Annotated in this window: 19 protein-coding genes, 1 other RNA gene and 1 pseudogene; 12 read left to right on the plus strand and 9 right to left on the minus strand. The window is 58.2% G+C overall.

Annotation, left to right across the window (positions count from 1 at the left end):
• Positions 1-204: 204 nt before the first annotated feature.
• Both dnaK and grpE read right to left on the minus strand, forming a co-directional pair.
• Positions 205-2121: a molecular chaperone DnaK gene (dnaK, locus tag ACZ89E_RS18505; protein WP_054050062.1), complete on the minus strand. Its 1917-nt coding sequence runs from the start codon at positions 2119-2121 to the stop codon at positions 205-207.
• A 102-nt stretch (positions 2122-2223) separates the two neighbouring features.
• Positions 2224-2790: a nucleotide exchange factor GrpE gene (gene grpE, locus ACZ89E_RS18510; protein WP_149657647.1), complete on the minus strand. Its 567-nt coding sequence runs from the start codon at positions 2788-2790 to the stop codon at positions 2224-2226.
• 241 nt (positions 2791-3031) lie between these two features.
• Between grpE and recN the strand changes: the two are divergent.
• Positions 3032-4706: pseudogene (gene recN / locus ACZ89E_RS18515) on the plus strand (DNA repair protein RecN).
• A gap of 75 nt (positions 4707-4781) precedes the next feature.
• Here the strand turns inward: recN and fur are convergent.
• Positions 4782-5186, minus strand: coding sequence for a ferric iron uptake transcriptional regulator (gene fur, locus ACZ89E_RS18520; RefSeq protein WP_003197684.1), 405 nt, complete (start codon positions 5184-5186; stop codon positions 4782-4784).
• A gap of 97 nt (positions 5187-5283) precedes the next feature.
• Between fur and ACZ89E_RS18525 the strand changes: the two genes are divergently transcribed.
• A complete protein-coding gene (locus ACZ89E_RS18525) occupies positions 5284-5811 on the plus strand; it encodes an outer membrane protein assembly factor BamE (protein WP_054050068.1) in 528 nt (175 codons plus the stop codon).
• A 60-nt stretch (positions 5812-5871) separates the two neighbouring features.
• On the opposite strand, the gene ACZ89E_RS18530 is transcribed toward ACZ89E_RS18525, so the two are convergent.
• From ACZ89E_RS18530 to ACZ89E_RS18540, 3 genes are read right to left on the minus strand one after another with little or no spacing between them, the layout of a single operon-like run.
• Positions 5872-6186, minus strand: a complete 315-nt coding sequence (locus tag ACZ89E_RS18530; RefSeq protein ID WP_476256189.1) for an RnfH family protein — start codon at positions 6184-6186, stop codon at positions 5872-5874.
• Positions 6179-6613 (minus strand): type II toxin-antitoxin system RatA family toxin, encoded by a 435-nt coding sequence (locus ACZ89E_RS18535; protein WP_054050071.1) that lies wholly within the window; start codon positions 6611-6613, stop codon positions 6179-6181. Before ACZ89E_RS18535 ends, ACZ89E_RS18530 begins: the two co-directional genes overlap by 8 nt.
• A 7-nt stretch (positions 6614-6620) precedes the next feature.
• On the minus strand, positions 6621-8024 hold the full coding sequence (locus ACZ89E_RS18540) for a sodium-dependent transporter (RefSeq protein ID WP_463259372.1): 1404 nt from the start codon (positions 8022-8024) through the stop codon (positions 6621-6623).
• 118 nt (positions 8025-8142) lie between these two features.
• Between ACZ89E_RS18540 and smpB the strand changes: the two genes are divergently transcribed.
• Positions 8143-8625, plus strand: a complete 483-nt coding sequence (gene smpB, locus ACZ89E_RS18545) for an SsrA-binding protein SmpB (protein ID WP_008149046.1) — start codon at positions 8143-8145, stop codon at positions 8623-8625.
• Positions 8626-8760: 135 nt separating this feature from the next.
• Here smpB and ACZ89E_RS18550 read toward each other — a convergent pair whose 3' ends face one another.
• A complete protein-coding gene (locus tag ACZ89E_RS18550; RefSeq protein ID WP_149657651.1) occupies positions 8761-9528 on the minus strand; it encodes an FCD domain-containing protein in 768 nt (255 codons plus the stop codon).
• A 261-nt stretch (positions 9529-9789) separates the two neighbouring features.
• Here ACZ89E_RS18550 and ACZ89E_RS18555 point away from each other — a divergent pair, with 261 nt between their 5' ends.
• From ACZ89E_RS18555 to ACZ89E_RS18595, 9 genes are all read left to right on the plus strand, one after another.
• On the plus strand, positions 9790-11484 hold the full coding sequence (locus tag ACZ89E_RS18555; protein WP_348134002.1) for a lactate permease LctP family transporter: 1695 nt from the start codon (positions 9790-9792) through the stop codon (positions 11482-11484).
• Positions 11485-11631: 147 nt separating this feature from the next.
• Entirely contained in the window at positions 11632-12456 is an 825-nt protein-coding gene (locus ACZ89E_RS18560; RefSeq protein WP_476256190.1) for a (Fe-S)-binding protein, read from the plus strand.
• The gene (locus ACZ89E_RS18565; RefSeq protein ID WP_149657654.1) at positions 12453-13907 is read left to right on the plus strand and encodes a LutB/LldF family L-lactate oxidation iron-sulfur protein; all 1455 of its coding nucleotides are present in this window, start codon (positions 12453-12455) and stop codon (positions 13905-13907) included. The genes ACZ89E_RS18560 and ACZ89E_RS18565 overlap by 4 nt, the downstream gene beginning before the upstream one ends.
• Positions 13907-14578: a LutC/YkgG family protein gene (locus tag ACZ89E_RS18570; protein WP_476256191.1), complete on the plus strand. Its 672-nt coding sequence runs from the start codon at positions 13907-13909 to the stop codon at positions 14576-14578. Before ACZ89E_RS18565 ends, ACZ89E_RS18570 begins: the two co-directional genes overlap by 1 nt.
• Complete coding sequence (locus ACZ89E_RS18575; protein WP_476256192.1) at positions 14575-17385, plus strand: FAD-binding and (Fe-S)-binding domain-containing protein; 2811 nt, start codon at positions 14575-14577, stop codon at positions 17383-17385. The genes ACZ89E_RS18570 and ACZ89E_RS18575 overlap by 4 nt, the downstream gene beginning before the upstream one ends.
• A gap of 212 nt (positions 17386-17597) precedes the next feature.
• Positions 17598-17876: a hypothetical protein gene (locus ACZ89E_RS18580; protein WP_133838462.1), complete on the plus strand. Its 279-nt coding sequence runs from the start codon at positions 17598-17600 to the stop codon at positions 17874-17876.
• A gap of 95 nt (positions 17877-17971) precedes the next feature.
• Positions 17972-18369: a transfer-messenger RNA gene (gene ssrA / locus ACZ89E_RS18585) on the plus strand.
• A gap of 83 nt (positions 18370-18452) precedes the next feature.
• The gene (locus ACZ89E_RS18590) at positions 18453-18935 is read left to right on the plus strand and encodes an isochorismatase family protein (protein WP_476256193.1); all 483 of its coding nucleotides are present in this window, start codon (positions 18453-18455) and stop codon (positions 18933-18935) included.
• A gap of 141 nt (positions 18936-19076) precedes the next feature.
• The gene (locus tag ACZ89E_RS18595; RefSeq protein WP_463259366.1) at positions 19077-19445 is read left to right on the plus strand and encodes a DUF6124 family protein; all 369 of its coding nucleotides are present in this window, start codon (positions 19077-19079) and stop codon (positions 19443-19445) included.
• A gap of 69 nt (positions 19446-19514) precedes the next feature.
• Here the strand turns inward: ACZ89E_RS18595 and ACZ89E_RS18600 are convergent, their stop codons facing one another.
• On the minus strand, positions 19515-20714 hold the full coding sequence (locus tag ACZ89E_RS18600) for a type II toxin-antitoxin system HipA family toxin (protein WP_476256194.1): 1200 nt from the start codon (positions 20712-20714) through the stop codon (positions 19515-19517).
• Positions 20711-20962, minus strand: coding sequence for a helix-turn-helix domain-containing protein (locus ACZ89E_RS18605; protein WP_149657672.1), 252 nt, complete (start codon positions 20960-20962; stop codon positions 20711-20713). The genes ACZ89E_RS18600 and ACZ89E_RS18605 overlap by 4 nt, the downstream gene beginning before the upstream one ends.
• Between the last annotated feature and the right edge of the window lie 131 nt (positions 20963-21093).

A 21093-nucleotide genomic window follows, 5' to 3' on the forward strand; every position in this document is an offset into this window, starting at 1 on the left:
CAATTCAACGATCCTGGTCTTTGTTCATTGCGGTACTTTCGGCGCGAAAAGCAGGAGCATTCCCGGCCATACCGCCAGCACCCGAGCGTTGTCGCATGCTGTAAAAAATCGCTAACTCCAGACACGCCAACGCGGGAGCAAGCTCCCGCGCGGCGACATCCTACCAGTCACCGCCCAAAGGCAGTCAACCGGCCGACCAACAACTTACTTGTGGTCTTTGACTTCTTCGAACTCAGCGTCGACGACGTCGTCAGCCTTCTCAGCCGATTCGCCTTGCGGTGCAGCGCCTTCAGCAGGCTGGGCCTGTTCGGCGTACATTTTCTGAGCCACTGGCGCGGAGACTTTCGACAGTTCTTCAACCTTGGCGTCGATTGCAGCCTTGTCGTCGCCTTTGACGGCGGCTTCCAGGGCAACAACGGCTGCTTCGATTGCAGTCTTCTCTTCAGCGCTTACTTTGTCGCCAGCATCAGCGACCATTTTGCGCGTCGAGTGAACCAGTGCATCGCCCTGGTTACGGGCAGCGGCCAGCTCTTCGAACTGACGATCGGCGTCGACGTTGGCTTCAGCATCGCGAATCATCTGCTGAATTTCTTCCTCGGACAGACCCGAGTTGGCCTTGATCACGATCGACTGAGTCTTGCCGGTAGCCTTGTCTTTGGCGCCTACGTGCAGGATGCCGTTGGCGTCGATGTCGAAGGTCACTTCAATTTGTGGCACGCCACGTGGTGCTGGTGGAATCTCGGCCAGGTCGAACTTGCCCAGGGACTTGTTCTGAGCCGCTTGCTTACGCTCACCTTGCAACACGTGAATAGTCACAGCGCCCTGGTTGTCGTCGGCAGTCGAGAACACTTGCGATTTCTTGGTAGGAATCGTGGTGTTTTTCTCGATCAGCGCGGTCATCACGCCGCCCATGGTTTCGATACCCAGGGTCAGTGGGCTGACGTCCAACAGCAGAACGTCTTTCACGTCGCCGGCCAATACCGCGCCCTGGATAGCAGCACCCATGGCAACGGCTTCGTCCGGGTTCACGTCTTTACGCGCTTCTTTACCGAAGAACTCGGTCACCAGCTTCTGAACCAGTGGCATACGGGTCTGACCGCCGACCAGGATCACGTCGTTGATTGCGCCAACGTCGATACCGGAGTCTTTCAGAGCGATGCGGCAAGGTTCGATGGTGCGTTGAACCAGGTCTTCCACCAGCGCTTCAAGCTTGGCGCGGGAGATTTTCACGTTCAAGTGCTTAGGACCGGTGGCGTCTGCAGTGATGTACGGCAGGTTCACGTCGGTCGAATTGCTCGAAGACAGTTCGATCTTGGCTTTTTCAGCGGCTTCTTTCAGGCGCTGCATGGCCAGCGGGTCACCTTTGAGGTTCATGCCGCTTTCTTTCTTGAATTCGTCGACGAGGTAGTCGATCAGACGAATGTCAAAGTCTTCACCACCCAGGAACGTGTCACCGTTGGTGGCCAACACTTCGAACTGGTGCTCGCCATCGACTTCAGCGATTTCGATTACGGAAACGTCGAAAGTACCGCCGCCCAGGTCGTAAACGATCACGGTGTGATCGCCCTTCGCCTTGTCCATACCGTAAGCCAGAGCGGCTGCGGTGGGTTCGTTGATGATACGTTTAACGTCCAGGCCCGCGATGCGGCCGGCGTCTTTGGTGGCCTGACGCTGGCTGTCGTTGAAGTAGGCCGGAACGGTGATCACCGCTTCGGTCACTGGCTCGCCGAGGTAGTCTTCGGCGGTCTTCTTCATTTTCTTCAGGATTTCAGCCGAGATCTGTGGCGGCGACATTTTCTGGCCGTTCACTTCAACCCATGCGTCGCCGTTGTCAGCCTTGGCGATTTTGTACGGGACCATCTTGATGTCTTTCTGTACGACTTCTTCGTCGAACTTACGACCGATCAGACGCTTCACCGCATACAGGGTGTTGTGCGGATTGGTCACAGCCTGACGCTTGGCCGATTGACCAACGAGGATCTCACCATCGTTGGCGTAAGCGATGATCGACGGCGTGGTACGCGCGCCTTCAGCGTTTTCAATGACTTTGGCTACGCCGTTTTCCAGCACGGAGACGCAGGAGTTGGTGGTCCCCAGGTCGATACCGATAATTTTGCCCATGTTAACTCTCCCGAAACTTTGGATTTGGTTGCCGCAGCAGTGGTGGCTAACTGCGGTAGCACTTAAACGCTTGACTTATAAATGGGGGCCTTGCGGCTGATTTCAAGCCTGCTCATCAATCGAAGGCGAAACCGGCGCAGGTGCCTTGCTGACCACAACCATGGCCGGGCGCAGCAAACGACCGTTAAGCTGATAGCCCTTCTGAAACACCTTGAGCACGCTGTTCGGCTCGACATCGGCGCTTTCTTGCATGGCCATTGCCTGATGATGAACGGCGTTGAACGGTTCGCCATGCGGATCGATTGCTTCCAACTGATAACGCTTCAGGGTGTCCTGGAACATTTTCAGGGTCAGCTCGATGCCTTCGCGCATTGGGCGGATGCTTTCGTCATCCGGATTGGACAACTCCAGGCCACGCTCCAGGCTGTCGATGATCGGCAGCAGGTCGCCGGCGAATTTTTCCAGCGCGAATTTGTGAGCCTTTTCGACATCCTGCTCGGCGCGACGGCGGACGTTCTGCAGATCAGCCGCTACACGCAAAGCCTGATCATGAGCACCCGCCAGTTGCTCTTCGAGCACTTGTACACGCGCCGCCAGTTCATCACCCGAAACCTGGGCGGCCTGATCGGCGTCGAGATTTTGCGTATCCACTGTCTGTTCGTCAGCCATAGAATTTCTCCTTTCAATAACGTCCGCGAGCTCAACTCGCGCTTCTGCCCAGCTATATGGGGTCGCAAAATTCAGCTTCAAGGGGTTTGCGGTGATTAACCCTACAAAAAGCACTGCATTGTCATTCCCTGATGCGCTAACGATTTCGTCGGATCAAGCAAAACGAGCTAAGCGAGGGCATTGTCAGCCACAAATAAAACACTGTATAAATAACCAGACCTAAAGCCTGGGAGCGGCCTTTATGCTGGTGCACCTGTCCGTACACAACTACGCCATCGTTGAACATCTCGATCTCGAACTCGATCGCGGGATGAGCGTGATCACAGGGGAAACCGGCGCCGGCAAGTCGATCATGCTCGACGCCCTGGGCCTGACCCTGGGCGATCGCGCCGACAGCGGCGTGGTTCGCCCCGGCGCCGACAAGGCCGATATCCTGGCGACCTTTGACCTGATCGATATACCGGAAGCCAGTGCCTGGCTGGCCGAACGCGACCTGGAAAGCGACGGCCCGTGCATCCTGCGCCGGGTGATCACCGCTGAAGGCCGTTCACGCGGCTATATCAACGGCACGCCCTGCCCGCTTGGCGATCTCAAGGCTTTGGGCGAATTGCTGATCGATATCCACAGCCAGCACGAACACCAATCCCTCCTCAAGACCGATACCCACCGCCGCTTGCTCGACGAGTACGCCGGCGCCACGGACCTTGCCCGCCAGGTTCAGCTGGCGGCCCAGCGCTGGCGCCAGACTCGTCAGGAGCTGGAACGCCTCTCCAACTCCGGCGACGAGCAGCGTGCTCGCCACCAATTGCTGAGCTATCAACTTGAAGAGCTGGAAAACCTCGGCCTCGGCGAAAACGAACTGGAGCAACTGGAACAGGAACACAAGAACCTGACCAATGCGGAAACGCTGCTAGGCATCTGCCGACAAGTGGTCGAGCAATGCAGCGAAAGTGATTCCGGCAATGTACTCAACGCACTGACCGCCAGCCTCAACCGGCTGTCGAGCGTGAACAACTCGATCAGCGCCCTGGGGGAGGGCCAGCAGCCTGCTGACCAGTGCGCAGATCCAGGTTGAAGAAGCCGTCGGCGAACTGAACCGCTTCCTCGACAACTTCGACGCCGACCCGGCACGCCTGCAATACCTGGAAGAACGTCTCGACGCGATCTACACCCTGGCGCGCAAACACCGCATCCAGCCAACCGAAGTCGCCGAGATGCAGCAAAAGCTGCTGGATGAAATCGAAACTCTCAATGCCAACGACGAATCCATCGAACGCCTGAGCGATGAACTGGCGTCCTATGCCCGTCATTATCAAGCGAAGGCGCGCGACCTGAGCGACCTGCGCCATCAAGCCTCAGGCAGTCTGGCCAGCGCGGTGGAACAGGAAATCCAGCGTCTGGGCATGCCCGGCGGGCGCTTCACCATCGAGTTGCGCCCCAATACCAGCAATGAATTGCTGCCCAATGGACTTGAACAGGTAGAACTGTTGGTCAGCGCCAACCCCGGACAACCGATGAAAGCCTTGGCGAAAGTGGCGTCGGGCGGCGAACTGTCCCGAATCAGCCTTGCGATCCAGGTCATCACCGCACAGACCTCCCGGGTTCCAACTCTGGTGTTCGACGAAGTGGACGTGGGCATCGGCGGGCCGACTGCCGAGATCGTCGGCCAGTTGCTGAGACGACTCGGGGAGCGCGGGCAGGTATTAACGGTCACTCACCTGCCGCAAGTGGCGGCGCAAGGTCACCAGCATTTATTCGTGCACAAAGTACGCGGCGAAGATGCCACCCACACGGCGGTGTCCAAGTTGAGCAAAACCCATCGTGTCGAAGAAGTCGCGCGTATGCTCGGGGGCATCGATCTCACGAAGGAATCCCTGGCTCACGCGAAGAAAATGGTCATCACCGCGAAAATTTAAGCGCGGCAGAAAGCACGAAGGCGACCCTGGGGTCGCCTTCGCTCGTTTCGCGAACATCCTGTTCGCGCGACATACTTACTTTTTCTTGCGTACGTACAGCACGAGATTGTGATCCACCATCTCGAAACCGTACTTATCGACGATCGCCTTCTGAAGACGCTCGATTTCTTCGTCGAAGAATTCGATCACTTCACTGGTTTCGACGTTGACCATATGGTCGTGATGCTTGCCGTCGTCCAGTTCGAAGACCGCGTGACCGCCGTCGAAGTTGTGTCGCACCACAAGGCCAGCTGCCTCGAACTGAGTCAGTACACGGTAAACCGTGGCCAGACCGACGTCCTCACCAGCCTCCATCAGGGCCTTGTAGACATCCTCGGCACTCATGTGGCGTTGCTCGGCGGAATCGAGCATTTGCAGAATTTTGACCCGTGGCAGGGTCACTTTGAGGCCGGCTTTTCGTAGTTCGCTATTTTCAACCATGGTCAGCTTTCTCGCGATGCTGCTTCGCAGCTTCTCTTAATGCGGGTATGATCGGCGTTTACGTTGTCCCAGCCAAGATAGTGGAAGTCGCCCACCGATGCAAAACACCAAGCTCTTGCTAACCAGTTTCACCTTCGTGGGACTGCTCGCACTCGCCGGTTGTTCATTCCCCGGGGTTTACAAAATCGACATCCAGCAGGGCAATGTCGTCACGCAGGACATGATAGACCAGTTACGCCCGGGAATGACCCGTCGGCAAGTACGGTTTATCATGGGCAACCCTCTGCTGACCGACACGTTCCATGCCGATCGCTGGGATTACCTGTATAGCCTGCAACCGGGTGGTGGTGAACGCCAACAGGAACGCATAAGCGTTATCTTCAACCCTAATGACCAGCTTGTCAGCCTGTCAGGCGACTTCATGCCTGGCGTGAGCCGCGACGAAGCCATTCTCGGCAAGGAACCCGGCACTACCGTGACCGCTCCTGCAGAAAACACCGAGAAGCCAAAACCGGAAAAACCGGTGAAGCCAGGTTCGCTGCTGGACCAGATCCAGAAGGACGTCGACGGCGTAGAAACCGTTCCCGTCCCAAGTCCGGAACCGCTGGACACCACGCCGCAATAATTTGCGACGCAATAAAAAACCCGGCATGTCCGGGTTTTTTATTGTCTGGCGATTAGTGGATCACTGATTTCGCGCTTTGGCCTCGGCGGCCTTGGCAGCGCGCAAGCGGCGAACTTCTTTTGGATCGGCGAGCAACGGGCGGTAAATCTCGATGCGCTCGCCCGCCAGAACCACGCGAGCGTCAGGATCCGCAATCGCCTTGCCGAAGATCCCGACCGGACAACTGGCCAAGTCCAGTTCAGGAAACTCGGCACCTACGCCGGATTTGCGTAACGCATCCCGAACCGTCGCACCCGCCGGCACCGTCACGCTCAGCAACACCTGACGATCGACGGCGGCATACACCACTTCAACCTCGATCACCGACTCAACCATGCATCTGCTTGGCGCGCTGACAGAACGCGTCCACCAGCGTATTGGCGGCCTGATTGAATAGCGGCCCCAGCGTCGCCCGCACGATTGGCCCGGCGTAGTCGAACGACAGGTCCAGGCTTATTTTGCAGGCCTTCTCACCCAAAGGCTTGAACACCCAGACGCCATGCAACTGGTTGAACGGGCCTTCCTCGAGGTTCATCTCGATCGAATGCCCGGGCACCAGGGTGTTGCGCGTCACGAAATGCTGGCTCAGCCCACCCTTGGCCACGCCGACACTGGCACGCATGTGTTCAGGGGAGCTCTCCAGAACCTCCGCCGCGGAGCACCACGGCAGGAATTCCGGATAACGCGCCACGTCGTTGACCAGGTCATAGAGGGCTTGCGCCGGGTACGGCAACAGGGCCGACCGTTGAATATGTGTCGTCATGTCAGCGTCACTTCCACAGCTGGGCGGCAAACACTACGAGAATGCCGATGGGCGCCACATAGCGCATCAAGAACAAAGACAGGGCAAACAGAACCGGGCTGCGGATCGACAACTCGTCGCGCACCGCTTCACGCCCCATGATCCAGCCTGCAAACACCACGAAACACAAACCACCGAGTGGCAACATGATCCGTGAGGTGAAGAAATCGATCACACCAAAGAAGTCCAGACCGCCAGCAGCTCCCCATTGGTAGAGATGGAACATCCCGCCTTCGTTCACGAAAAATTTGGCTTCCTTCCAGATATTGAAGGAAAACACCGTGCCCAGACCGACGAACCAGCAGATGAATGCCAGCCAGAAAGTCACCCAGGCACGGCTGATTTTGGTGCGCTCAACCAGATACGCCACCATCGGTTCGAGCAATGAAATCGCCGAACTCCAGGCCGCAACCGCCACCAGTACGAAGAACACTACGCCCATCAACTGACCGAACGCTACGTTACCAAAGGCAAATGGCAGGCTGACGAACATCAAGCCAGGACCTTCGCTCGGGTTCAGGCCCGCTGCGAACACAATCGGAAACAATGCCAGACCGGCCACCAACGATACAAAGGTATCGAGCAGCGCCACGCCAACCACTGTGCCGGAAATCGACGAGTTCTTCGGCATATAAGCGCCGTAGATCATGATCGAACCAACGCCCACGCTCAGGGAGAAGAACGCGTGCCCCATGGCGGGCAGCAAGCCGTCGAGGACTTTTTCCGGGTGGAAGTCGAACATGAAATGCACGCCTTCCATGAAGTGGCCGGTGGTCATGCTGTAACCCAGCAGCACAATCACCATCACGAACAGCAGCGGCATCATGATGCGCAGGCTGCGCTCAAGCCCGGCGACCACGCCTTTGGCGATCACCACGGCGGACAGCAGCATGAAAATCGTGTGCCAAAGTGTCAGGCGCCATGGATCGGCGATCACATTGCCGAAATACGCGCCAACCTGATCCGCCGTCACGCCCTGAAAGTCGCCACGGCCCATGTCGATGATGTAATCCAGCGACCAGCCGCCGACCACACTATAGAAAGACAGGATCAGCAACGCCGTGATCATCCCCGCGAACGCGCCCCAGGACCATCTCCCGGAATGCCCCGCCTCCAGCGCCAATACCTTCAAGGCGTTGGCCGGACTTTGCCGGGCGCGGCGGCCAATCAGGGTTTCGGCCAGCATGACCGGCACACCGATCAACGCGATGCAGGCCAGAAACATGAGCACGAACGCACCGCCGCCATAGACGCCGACCATGTACGGGAATTTCCAGATGCTACCCAGGCCCACGGCCGAACCGGTCGCGGCGAGTATGAAGACCCAGCGGCTAGCCCAACTGCCGTGGACAGAAACCTTGTCTGTCGACATCGTTATCACGCCCAAGCGTTCAAAAAAGAGGCCGCATTGTCCGGGATTCAATCAACCTGCTCAAGCACGTAGCGATACCGTAGCCGACTTGCGTGCAACTCCCTATAATGCCGCCCCTATGGCTAAACAGAAGAAACACCCAACAGGGACCATCGCGCAAAATAAAAAGGCGCGACACGATTACTTCATCGAGCATAAGTTCGAGGCTGGTCTGGTCCTGGCCGGCTGGGAAGTAAAAAGTCTGCGGGCAAGCAAGCTGCAACTGGTTGACAGTTATGTCCTGCTCAAGGATGGCGAAGCTTGGCTGCTCGGCAGCCACATTACGCCGCTGATGACGGCCAGCACCCACGTCATCGCAGATCCGACCCGCACCCGCAAATTGCTGCTCAACCGCCGCGAGCTGGAAAAGCTCGCCACGGCCGTGCAGCAAAAAGGTTACGCCTGCGTATGCCTGTCCTGGTACTGGAGCAAGCACATGGTCAAGTGCGAGATCGCTCTGGGTAAGGGCAAGAAGGAATACGACAAGCGTGATACCGAGCGCGAACGCGACGCCGGTCGCGAGTTGCAGCGTGCGGTGCGGAACAAGGGCAAGGAAGATTAGTCTTCTGGCCTGATCCCGGCTCCTGTGGCGAGGGAGCTTGCTCCCGTTCGGCTGCGAAGCCGTCGCCCAAGCGAGGGCCGCTTCGCACCCCAGCGGGAGCAAGCTCCCTCGCCACATTGAAACCCATCGACGAAATCACATCCCCTTGCGCCGCTCCGCCCGAGCCATGCGCTGCACTTCCTGACGCACTTCTTCCAGCACTTCCTGCACATACAAAATGTGACGACTGGAGACTTCCCGCGCCTGCTCCGCCCGCCCTTCGATAATCGCCAGGTACAACTCGCGATGCTGACTGATCAGCATGTCCCGCGTCTCGGTACGTTGTTTGTACATGCCGCCAATGTTGGTCACCACGTTGCGCTTGAGCAGGTCGAACAGCCCGCGAATGGTGTGCAACAACACGGCGTTGTGGCTGGCTTCGGCGATGGCCAGGTGGAATTTTGCATCCGCCGCGCCCTCTTCTATCCGGCTCACCTCATCGTGACGGGTGTAGCAATCCTGCAATTCGTCGAATGCCGCCGTCAGCCGTTCGCGATCAACATCCGTAGCACGCAACGCCGCGTAATAAGCGCAGGACGCTTCCAGCGTATGACGAAACTCCAGCAGGTCGCGCTGGGCCTCGGGGTTACTTTCCAGCAGATGCAGCAGCGGATCGCTGAAGGTCGAGCCCAGGGAATCCACCACATAATTGCCACCGCCCTGGCGACTGACCAGCAAGCCCTTGGCCGCCAGTTTCTGAATCGCTTCGCGCAACGAAGGGCGTGATACGCCGAACTGCTCGGCCAACGCGCGTTCGGCCGGCAAGCGCTCGCCGGACTTCAGCGTGCCCTCGAGAATCATCCCCTCGAGCCGCTCGACAATATCGTCAGACAAACGGCGCTGACGAATCTGATCAAACCCCATAACTCAATTCTCCACGATCCCGGCAGCTCGCCGGGCTCTCTATTCTGGCCTATCGGCGCTGCGGCAGCACCTACCAGACGACGCCTGAGCGAACAGCTCAGATGCGTTCTGCACCGCTTATTCGACAAAAGTTTTAGGGCGACAAATTGACACACCGCCTTCAAGGCTTTTACCCTAGCCAACAGCGATTGTAAATTGGTATTACCAATTAACCAAGAACGCTGACAGTGCCTGACCAACAACAATTAGGGGCCACCCCATATGCAAACCTGGCAACAGCTCTACAGCCCGCTCGGCAGTCTCGGCGTGTCCGCGCTCGCGGCCGTCATCCCCATCGTATTTTTCTTCCTGGCCTTGGCCGTGTTTCGCCTCAAAGGCCATGTGGCCGGCAGCATCACCCTGGCGTTATCGATTGCGGTGGCGATCTTCGCCTTCCAGATGCCGGTCGATATGGCCTTCGCCGCCGCCGGGTATGGCTTCGCCTACGGCTTGTGGCCGATTGCCTGGATCATCGTCGCGGCGGTGTTCCTCTACAAACTGACGGTCAAGAGCGGGCAGTTCGAAGTGATCCGCAGCTCAGTGCTGTCGATCACCGACGACCAGCGCTTGCAGGTTCTGCTGATCGGCTTCTGCTTCGGCGCGTTCCTGGAAGGTGCCGCCGGTTTCGGTGCGCCGGTAGCGATTACCGCCGCGCTGCTGGTAGGACTGGGTTTTAACCCGCTGTACGCCGCCGGCCTGTGCCTGATTGCCAACACCGCGCCCGTCGCGTTCGGCGCCCTGGGGATTCCGATCATCGTCGCCGGACAAGTCACCGGCATCGACGCGTTCAAGATCGGCGCCATGGCCGGTCGCCAACTGCCGCTGCTGTCGCTGTTCGTGCCGTTCTGGCTGGTGTTCATGATGGATGGCCTGCGCGGCGTTCGCGAAACCTGGCCGGCCGCACTGGTGGCGGGTTTGAGCTTTGCCGTGACCCAATACTTCACGTCGAACTTCATCGGCCCGGAGCTGCCGGACATCACCTCGGCGCTGGTCAGCCTGGTGTCGCTGACCCTGTTCCTGAAAGTCTGGCAGCCGAAACGCGCCGCCGGCCAACACGTCGCCGGCGCCGTCTCGGCGTCCGTGGTCACCGCCAGCGTCGGAGGATTCGGCCAGAAGCGCACCACCGTGGCTTCGCCCTACAGCCTGCTGGAAATTTTCAAGGCCTGGTCGCCGTTCCTGATCCTCACCGTGCTGGTCACGATCTGGACCCTGAAACCGTTCAAGGCCATGTTTGCCGCGGGCGGTTCGATGTACAGCTGGGTGTTCAACTTCGCCATCCCGCACCTGGACCAAATGGTGATCAAGGTCGCGCCGATCGTGACGGCTCCGACCGCCCTTCCAGCCGTATTCAAACTTGACCCGATTTCCGCGACCGGCACGGCGATTTTCTTTTCGGCGCTGATCTCGATGCTGGTGCTGAAGATCAACTTCAAAATTGGTCTTACCACTTTGAAAGAGACCTTCTACGAACTGCGCTGGCCGATTCTGTCCATCGGCATGGTGTTGGCGTTTGCCTTCGTTACCAACTACTCGGGCATGTCGTCGACCATGGCCCTGGTCCTGGCCGCAACCGGCGCGGCATTCCCGTTCTTCTCGCCGTTCCTCGGTTGGCTGGGCGTGTTCCTGACCGGTTCCGATACTTCGTCCAATGCGCTGTTCAGTTCGTTGCAAGCCACCACCGCACACCAGATCGGCGTCAGCGATGTGTTGCTGGTGGCGGCGAACACCAGCGGCGGCGTAACCGGCAAGATGATTTCGCCGCAATCCATCGCCGTGGCCTGCGCCGCGACCGGGCTGGTGGGCAAGGAGTCGGACCTGTTCCGCTTCACCCTCAAGCACAGCCTGTTCTTCGCAACAATCGTGGGCGTGATCACCTACGTCCAGGCCTATTGGCTCACCGGCATGCTGGTGCACTAAGCCTACAAGCAACACGGAAAAAACCGACGCCGGACCACGATTCCGGCGTCAGCTATTCACAACCCGGTCTGTAAGGCTGCTGAAAGCTTCTCTCTCTATATTCAGCAGCCTCAGACGGATAACCGGGACCACCCGGAGACACGCCTGATGAGCGAGCTTTTTTACAACGCGGTGCCAAACGCGACCCGCGTCGCCCCGCCACTGCCCAAGCCTCGGCAATACCCTGGCGAAAAACCGTCACGGGTGTACCTGTTCGGGACCTGCGTGGTGGATTTGTTCTACCCCGAAGCCGGGATGGACGCGATTCACCTGCTGGAACGCGAAGGCATTCGTGTCGAGTATCCGCAAGGGCAAAGCTGCTGCGGGCAACCGGCCTACACCTCGGGTTACACCGAACAGGCCCGGACCGTGGCGCGCTCGCAACTGGCGCTGTTTGCCGGGGATTACCCGGTGGTGGTGCCGTCGGGTTCTTGCGCGGGCATGTTGCGCGAGCACTATGCCGACTTGTTCAAGGACGAGCCGGACACGTTGAAACAGGTTCAGGCGCTTGCAGCCCGGACTTATGAATTGGCGGAGTTCTTGCTCTTTGTCTGCAAGGTGCAGCTCAAGGACCGCGGCGCACCGGTAAAAGTGGCGCTGCACACCTCGTGTTCAGCCCGCCGGGAGATGAACACTCACCTGCACGGTCGCGAGTTGCTGGCGCAGTTGGGCAACGTAGAACGGGTCGATCACAGCCACGAAAGTGAATGCTGTGGCTTTGGCGGGACTTTCAGCGTCCGTATGCCAGACATTTCCGGCGCTATGGTGGCGGACAAGACCCGGTCGCTGAAGGAATCCGGCGCGCATCAGGTACTCAGTGCCGATTGCGGTTGCTTGATGAACATCAACGGCTCTCTGGAGAAACAAAAGGAAGCGTTGCGCGGCCAACATCTGGCCAGTTTCCTTTGGCAACGCACCGGGGGTGTTCGATGAACGCTTCCGCGATTATTCCTACGGTTGCCGTGGAAGAAGATTTTCGCGGCCGGGCTCATGAGGCTTTGGCTGACACGCAACTGCGAAATAACTTTCGCAGCGCGATGGATTCACTGATGACAAAACGGGCCGCGTCTTTCAGCGATGCCCATGAAAGAGAACATTTGCGAGTGCTGGGCAATGCTGTCCGCGCCCGTGCGTTATCCAAGTTGCCCGACCTGCTCGAGCTGCTTGAACAAAACCTGATCCGCAACGGTGTGACAGTGCACTGGGCGGAAACGGTGGACGAGGCCAACGGCATCGTCTTATCGATCATCCGCGCTCACGAGGGGCGGCAAGTGATCAAGGGCAAATCGATGGTCAGCGAAGAGATGGAGATGAATCATTTCCTCGCTGATCAAGGCATTGAATGCCTGGAATCGGACATGGGCGAGTACATCGTCCAGCTCGACCACGAGAAGCCTTCACACATCATTATGCCGGCGATCCACAAGAACGCCGGTCAGGTCGCGTCCTTGTTCCACGACAAACTTGGCGTGGAATACACCAAGGACGTTGACCAACTCATTCAGATCGGTCGCAAAGTCTTGCGACAGAAATTCTTCGAAGCAGACATCGGCGTCTCCGGTGTCAACTTCGCCGTGGCGGAAACCGGCACCCTGCTGCTGGTGGAAAACGAAGGCAACGGGCGCATGACCACCACGGTCCCGCCGGTGCACATAGCCGTCACCGGCATCGAAAAAGTCGTTGAAAACCTGCGCGACGTCGTCCCGCTGCTATCGCTGCTGACTCGTTCGGCCCTCGGCCAACCCATCACCACCTACGTCAACATGATCTCCGGCCCGCGCAAGGCGCATGAACTTGACGGCCCGCAAGAAGTGCACCTGGTATTGCTCGACAACGGTCGCAGCCAGGCCTTCGCCGACAGCGAATTGCGCCAGACCCTGAACTGCATCCGCTGCGGCGCCTGTATGAATCATTGCCCGGTCTACACCCGAATCGGCGGCCACGCCTATGGGGAGGTTTACCCTGGGCCTATCGGAAAAATCATCACCCCGCACATGGTTGGCCTGGCGAAAGTCCCGGATCACCCGAGTGCATCGTCGTTGTGCGGCGCCTGCGGTGAAGTCTGCCCGGTAAAAATTCCGATTCCGGCACTGCTGCGGCGCCTGCGGGAAGAAAACGTCAAGGCCCCGGACAGCCCGCATCAAGTCATGCGCGGCCAGGGCAGCAAGTATTCGCGCAAGGAACGCTTTATCTGGAACGCCTGGGCGCGACTCAACAGCTCGCCGACGCTCTATCGTTTGTTCGGCTTCTTCGCCACGCGCCTGCGCGCGCTTGCACCGAGCAATGTCGGCCCGTGGACGCAAAACCACAGCGCACCAAAACCCGCTGCCCGCTCGCTGCATGACCTGGCCCGCGAGCACTTGGCCAAACAGGGAGATCGTTGATGAGCGCCAAGCAAAATATCCTCGGCAAATTGCGGAAAAGTCTGACCGGAACGACGCCGGTGCCTGACGAGTTCGATGTGGAACTGCTGACCGCCCCTTACACCTACGCGCCCGAACAACGCATCCCGCAATTGCGCAAACTGATGGAAGCGGTGCACACCGAAATCCATCTGACCTCGGGCGAAGATTGGCCTGAGTTGTTAGCCCAACTGTTGCGAGATCGTCAGTTGCCGAGCCTGTTGATCGCGCCGACGACAGCGCATGGGCAACGTGTCACTCAACACTGGTCGAACAATCCCGGCCTGCCGACGCTCAAATCCTACGACCGCCCGATAGAAGACTGGAAAGCCGAACTGTTTAACGACACCCCGGCCAGCCTCACGACTACACTCGGCGCAATCGCCGCGACGGGTAGCCTGATTCTTTGGCCGACGCGGGAAGAACCGCGTTTGATGAGCCTGGTGCCGCCGGTGCATTTCGCCCTGCTCAAGGCCAGTGAAATCCGCGACAACTTCTATCAAGTGCAGCAGGAATTCGAATGGGCCCAGGGCATGCCGACCAACGCCTTGCTGGTGTCTGGTCCGTCGAAGACTGCCGACATCGAGCAAGTCCTGGCTTACGGCGCCCACGGTCCAAAGGACCTGGTGGTGCTGATCCTGGAGGATCAATGACGTTACCCTCGACTTTCCTGCGTGATGCGCAGCAACTGATACCCCAGGACCGACGTTTCGACGACCCGCTATCGACGCTGGCATTCGGCACCGACGCCAGTTTCTATCGGCTGATTCCGCAACTGGTGATTCGTGTCGAGTCCGAAGACGAAGTGGTCGCGCTGCTGAAACTGGCGCAACGGGATCAGGTCCCGGTGACCTTTCGCGCGGCGGGCACCAGCCTGTCCGGGCAGGCCATCAGCGATTCAGTTTTGATCGTGCTGGGAGATAACTGGAACGGTCGCGAGATCCGTGGCCAAGGCACGCAAATCCGCCTGCAACCCGGCGTGATCGGCGCCCAGGCCAATGCGTGGTTGGCGCCGTTCGGGCGCAAGATCGGCCCGGACCCGGCCTCGATCAACGCCTGCAAGATCGGCGGCATCGTCGCCAACAATGCCAGTGGCATGTGCTGCGGTACGGCGCAAAATACCTATCACACCCTGGCCGGCATTCGTCTGGTGCTGGCCGATGGCAGCCGACTCGATACCGAAGATGCCGACAGTGTCGAGGCGTTTCGCCAGAGCCATGCCGAACTGCTGGAGCGTCTGGCGACGTTGGGCCGCGAGACCCGCGCCAATGCCGAACTGGCTGCCAGAATCCGCCACAAATACCGTCTGAAAAATACCACCGGCCTGTCACTCAACGCCCTGGTGGATTTCGACGAGCCTGTGGATATCTTGAGCCATTTGCTGGTGGGCTCCGAAGGCACGCTCGGCTTCATCAGCGCGGTGACTTACGACACGGTGATCGACCACCCGAACAAAGCCTCGGCGCTGATCGTGTTCCCGGACGTGGAAACCTGCTGCAACGCCGTCACCGTGCTGAAAAGCCAACCGGTGTCGGCCGTGGAGCTGCTGGACCGCCGCAGCCTGCGCTCGGTGCAGGACAAACCCGGCATGCCCGCTTTCGTACAGCAGCTGTCGAACAATGCCTGCGCCCTGCTGATTGAATCCCGCGCGGCCTCGTCCACGTTGTTGCGCGAACAACTGGCGCAGATCATGGCGTCCGTGGCTTCGTTCCCGGTGGAAAAACAAGTCGACTTCACCGAAGACCCGCTGGAAAACGCCCGGCTCTGGGCGATCCGCAAGGACACCTTCCCGGCAGTCGGCGCGGTGCGCAAAACCGGGACCACGGTGATCATCGAAGACGTGACCTTCCCGGTGGAACAACTGGCGATCGGCGTGAACCGCTTGATCGAGCTGTTCGACAAACATCACTACGACGAAGCGATCCTTTTCGGACACGCCCTGGAAGGCAATCTGCACTTCGTCTTCACCCAAGGCTTCAACAACCCGGAAGAAGTCGCACGCTATCAGGCGTTCATGGATGACGTGGCGCAACTGGTGGCCGTGGAGTTCGGTGGTTCGCTGAAGGCGGAACATGGGACCGGGCGGAATATGGCGCCCTTCGTCGAACTGGAATGGGGCAGCGATGCCTATCAGTTGATGTGGCAGCTCAAGCGATTGCTCGACCCCAACGGCATCCTTAACCCGGACGTGGTGCTCAGCGACGACCCGCAAATCCACCTCAAACACCTGAAGCCGCTGCCCGCCGCTGACGAGATTGTGGATAAGTGCATCGAGTGCGGGTTTTGCGAGCCGGTCTGTCCGTCGAAAGGACTGACCCTGAGCCCGCGTCAGCGCATCGTTATCTGGCGTGACATTCAGGCGAAGAAACGTGCCGGTGTCGACACCCGCGAACTTGAAGCCGCTTACGAATACCAAGGCATCGACACCTGCGCCGCGACCGGGTTGTGTGCGCAACGTTGTCCTGTAGGAATCAACACCGGCGACCTGGTGAAAAAGCTGCGCAGCCGTAAGGCGACGCACACGAAAACCGCCAATTGGCTGGAAGGAAATTTCGCCACCGCACTGCAAGGTGCGCGCTTCACCCTGCACGTGGCCAATGGCGCGCGGATGCTGTTGGGGGCGCCACGGTTGGCCAAGCTGTCGGCGACATTGACACGGTTATCCAAAGGCCAGGTCCCACAATGGACCAACGCGATGCCGCAACCGGAAAAAGCCATTCGCTTCAGCCCGACCGTATCGGACGAACGCCCGCGGGTGGTGTACCTGGCGGCTTGCGTCTCACGGGCAATGGGCCCGGCGGCGGGCGATAAAGAGCAGATGTCGCTGTACGACAAAACCCGTGGGCTGCTGGAAAAGGCCGGTTACCAAGTGGTCTTTCCAGACAATCAGGACAACCTTTGCTGCGGCCAGCCATTTGCCTCCAAAGGTTACGCCGAACAGGCCGAACACAAACGCCAGGAACTGATCGGCGCACTGCTGCACGCCAGCCGCGGCGGGCTCGATCCGATCTACTGCGACACCAGCCCCTGCACCTTGCGCCTGGTGCAGGACCTCGGCGAAGTGCGCCTGGATCTGTACGACCCGGTGCGCTTCATCCGTACGCATTTGATGGATCGACTGGACTTCACCCCGCAGGATGCGCCCATCGCGGTGCACGTCACGTGCAGCACCCAGCATCTTGGGGAGAGCCAGGCGCTGATCGATCTGGCACGTAAATGCAGCAACAATGTGGTCATTCCCGAAGGCATTCATTGTTGTGGGTTTGCCGGTGACAAGGGCTTTACCACGCCGGAGCTGAACGCGCATTCGCTGCGCTCGCTCAAGGACGCGGTCCAGCACTGCAGCGAGGGGATTTCCACCAGTAGGACGTGTGAGATCGGGCTGACGCAACACGGCGGCATTGACTACCACGGGCTGGTCTATCTGGTGGATCGGGTGACCCAGGCCAGGTCAGCGTGAAGCAATTTCACTAAGCAGAAGGGGCGAATGCGCCCCTTTTTAGTGCTCTTTTCTCCGAATAACCGGTTTTTCATAGCCTTTTTCAAAAAAACCGAATTCCTGTACGTCTCCGTAGTCATTTGTATAAGCCCGGTAGAACAAGGCTTATCACTGACTCGACGTGGCGGCCATTAAGCGCCTCAGCATCGAGACCAAACGTTCAGGAGATACCCATGAAACGTACCGCACTCGCTGGTCTGTTCATTTCCGCTGCAATGTTGGCCTCTCCCGTATTCGCTGCGGACAACGACCTCTGTACCGTCAAGGTGCAAGAGCTCAAAGACAAAGTGACGTCACTGCCGGCAACGTCCGAAAACACCAAGATGGAACTCAACCGATTGCTCGCCAGCGCCCAGGCATCAAAAGCCGCCGGCGATGACAAGAAATGCGTCACCGAAGCCACCCAGGCGCTGTCCCGTGCGGACAAGCTGTCCAACGAACCGAACCCATAATCAGTCGAGGCCAACCTTCGGGTTGGCCTTCTGAGCTGCGTTGGCGTACACTGCGCACGTCTGTTGCTCAATAAGATTCACCGAGCAACAGGCACGGGGCCGTTTAGGATTCGACGCCGGTCGCGAAACTTTAGGTGCATGCCGAGTTGGTAACAGAACTCGTAAATCCACTGTTGCAACTTCTTATAGTTGCCAATGACGAAACCTACGGCCAGGAATTCTCTCTCGCTGCGTAAGCAGCTTTAGATCCTGAGCTTCTGGTACCTTCGGGTCCAGCAATCACCAGGGGATGTCTGTAAACCCAAAGTGATTGTCATATAGAACAGAATCGCCGTGCAGTACGTTGTGGACGAAGCGGCTAAAACTTACACAACTCGCCCAAAGCACCCTGCCCTTCGGGTCGCTGAGGGTTAACTTAATAGATACGGCTACGCATGTAGTACCGACAGCGGAGTACTGGCGGACGGGGGTTCAAATCCCCCCGGCTCCACCAAACGAAGCAAAACAAAACCCGCCAAGTGCGGGTTTTGTTGCATCTGGGGTATGACAAACCATCACTGCCCCCTGGAGAAGCCAATGCACCAAGCCCTCCTCATCATCGACGTCCAACCCAGCTTCGCCCCACCGCAATGGCTCATCGACGGCATTCAGGCGCTCATCGGTACCTTGCCCAGCGTCGCCACCGTCGAACGCCACGACGAATCCAAAACCCCGTTCCAGAAGCAACTCGGCTGGCACCCTGCGCCGGACGACGACAGCCTGATCCAGGCTGATCGCATCTTCATCAAGCACGGTTATGCGCCGTCACCGGAAACCATCGAGTATTTGAAAAGCCTGAAGGTGGATCGGGTACTGGTCTGCGGGCTACAGACCGAGACTTGTTGCCTGGCGGCGGGGTTTGCGTTGTTCGATGCGGGATTGCGACCGACGTTGATTACGGATTTGACGGTGGGTTCATCGCTGGATCGGACGGGTGGGTTGGGGGTGCGGCTTTGGGAGCATCATTTTGGGCACACGGTGAAATCGAGTGAGTTGTCATCAACACCCATCACGTCCTAGGACATTTCCCTCAAGGTCTGTCGAACTCCATGAAGTATCGAGCGGAGGCCCGAGAAGATAACTTCCCATTCGTGTTGTAACCCGGCGAACGGTTTTGCAAAGCCGTAAAGCGTGGGATCCCCAACCTTCCGGAGTTCTTCCATGAAAAAGCCCCGCCTGACCTTGATTAAAAATCCGAACTTTCCAGAATCCAACGCGCTCGACCTGACCCAAATATCCGAAGAAATCCAGCGCCGCGTCAGCGCTCGCCAGAGCAACCCGACACGATCTGTTCCGGCGCAGAATATTTTCGCCGTCAACCCGGACATCGACACGCATACCCTGCTCACTCACGCCAGTCAGAACCTCGCCGTGTTGACGTTCATGTCCGCCAAATTGGCAGCCCAGTCCGAAAGGCCCGATCGCAACGTGTTACTTACGATTCAGCGGCTGACTGCCTTGGTTGAGCTGTTGGTCAAGCAGGCGCTGGAAAACATCCGCTCGCGCGAGTCCAGGATTGAACCGGTCTGATACTGAGTAGGCGACTTCATTGAAGTCGCCCTTTTAATGCTGACACCTCCATCGCTTTTGAGATCAACACTACCCAAAGGTCAAAGAAAAGGGCGCCGCAGACTGTTGGATGGCGCTCACCACGTGGGGCGCCTTTTCCTTATGCTGAGGATAACGCTCAAGCACGCGTTCAACAGAAGCAAGCAACCGCTGAATACGTTCTTTGGGGCGTTCAATCTCACAATTCTGCGCGAACTCCAGCAGTCCTTGCCGCGAGGCCAACATTGACTTGTTACCTATAAGATCCAGCGCTAAAACATCCTCGGGGATGTAAGCGGTTGTGTTGACGATGTCGTATGCCGGCGCCAGCCGCGCATCCCGTTGCGTAGGGTCTGAGTAGAGCAAGCCGAAATTCTTCAAGTGAGCGTCACCGTTTCCAACGATGCAACTTAAGGCCACGCTATCGAAGAGTTGATCAAGCGAGGATCGATGATGCTGCGCCGGACAAAACAACCGAATTGCTTTAGCGATAGCCGCATAACTTTTGCTGTACTTCTGATCAGCCGAAAGCCCCATCAGCGCCGCCATGTCTTCAAAGCCAATTGGATTGAGCTGCTCGTCTCGGTCAAAGCGGCGCATGACAAACAGCCTGGCGTTATCAGAGAGGTAAAACTCCGGCACGGGAATGCCGGCGTCCTTGGCGATGGACATGCACAGGAATTCATTGATCGCCAGTCCGGGAAACTCGTCCCGACCACTTTTGATGATCAAGTCCGAGGTTTTCGAGGTCACCCTTGGCACCTCGGTTTGCTGCTGCTCCGGCACCAGCACCTTGGGCTGAACACCCGAAATACCAGCCCGCAGGATGTAGCGATCAAGAAGGCCGCCGAAGATATCTTCCGTCCCATCCCAGCTCAGGATCTCTTCGAGTTTTTCACCTGGAAATTGCCGTCCGCCAAGCAAAACATCGACCGCTTCGGAACGCACCTGAACCCTGCCAATAGGCGAACTGCTACCGGAAAGAGCCAGCAGCAACATCGGATCGACGTTTACGGTTTTAGCCAGACGATTACGCAATTGTTCCAGCACATACCCTTCCGGCAGATTCATCTGAAAGATCGGGTGCAGGTCTCGGCGACGAAACTCGTCAGCTCGAACGGGCATCGACAGGCTGATGGCCATGTTGGGAGATGCATCGTCGTGATAGCGGAAAATAAAATCCACGCGGCTTGTCAGAATGCTGCCGCTGCTGCCCTCAGGCGTACTGACTTTGAGAGAAGTCATTTTCATTCGAACAAATCTCCAAGCTCTTCAAGTGTCGGCATGGCTGCCGGAATGACAGCCAGCTCACAATCCAGAGCGCTCAGAACCCGCGCATAGGCGATCATCCCTATGGAAGGACTGCCCTTCTCCACAGCAATGACCTTTTGGCGAGTCAGCCCGGCGAGTTCGGCGAGATTTGCCTGCGTCAGGCCGCGATTCATACGCTTTTCGCGTATCTGCGTAGCAAGTCGCAAAATCAATAAGTGATAATCCATGTTCCGCTACCGTTACATTTATAACTAAATGCAGCATATACGTAACATCAATACGGTACCCGCGAGGGACATTTAAATATTGCCCAATCAACACCCATACAACCTTCTCAAAGCAAAGCTTTTTGTCCCAC

It is taken from the genome of Pseudomonas sp. TE3899 (assembly GCF_056279105.1).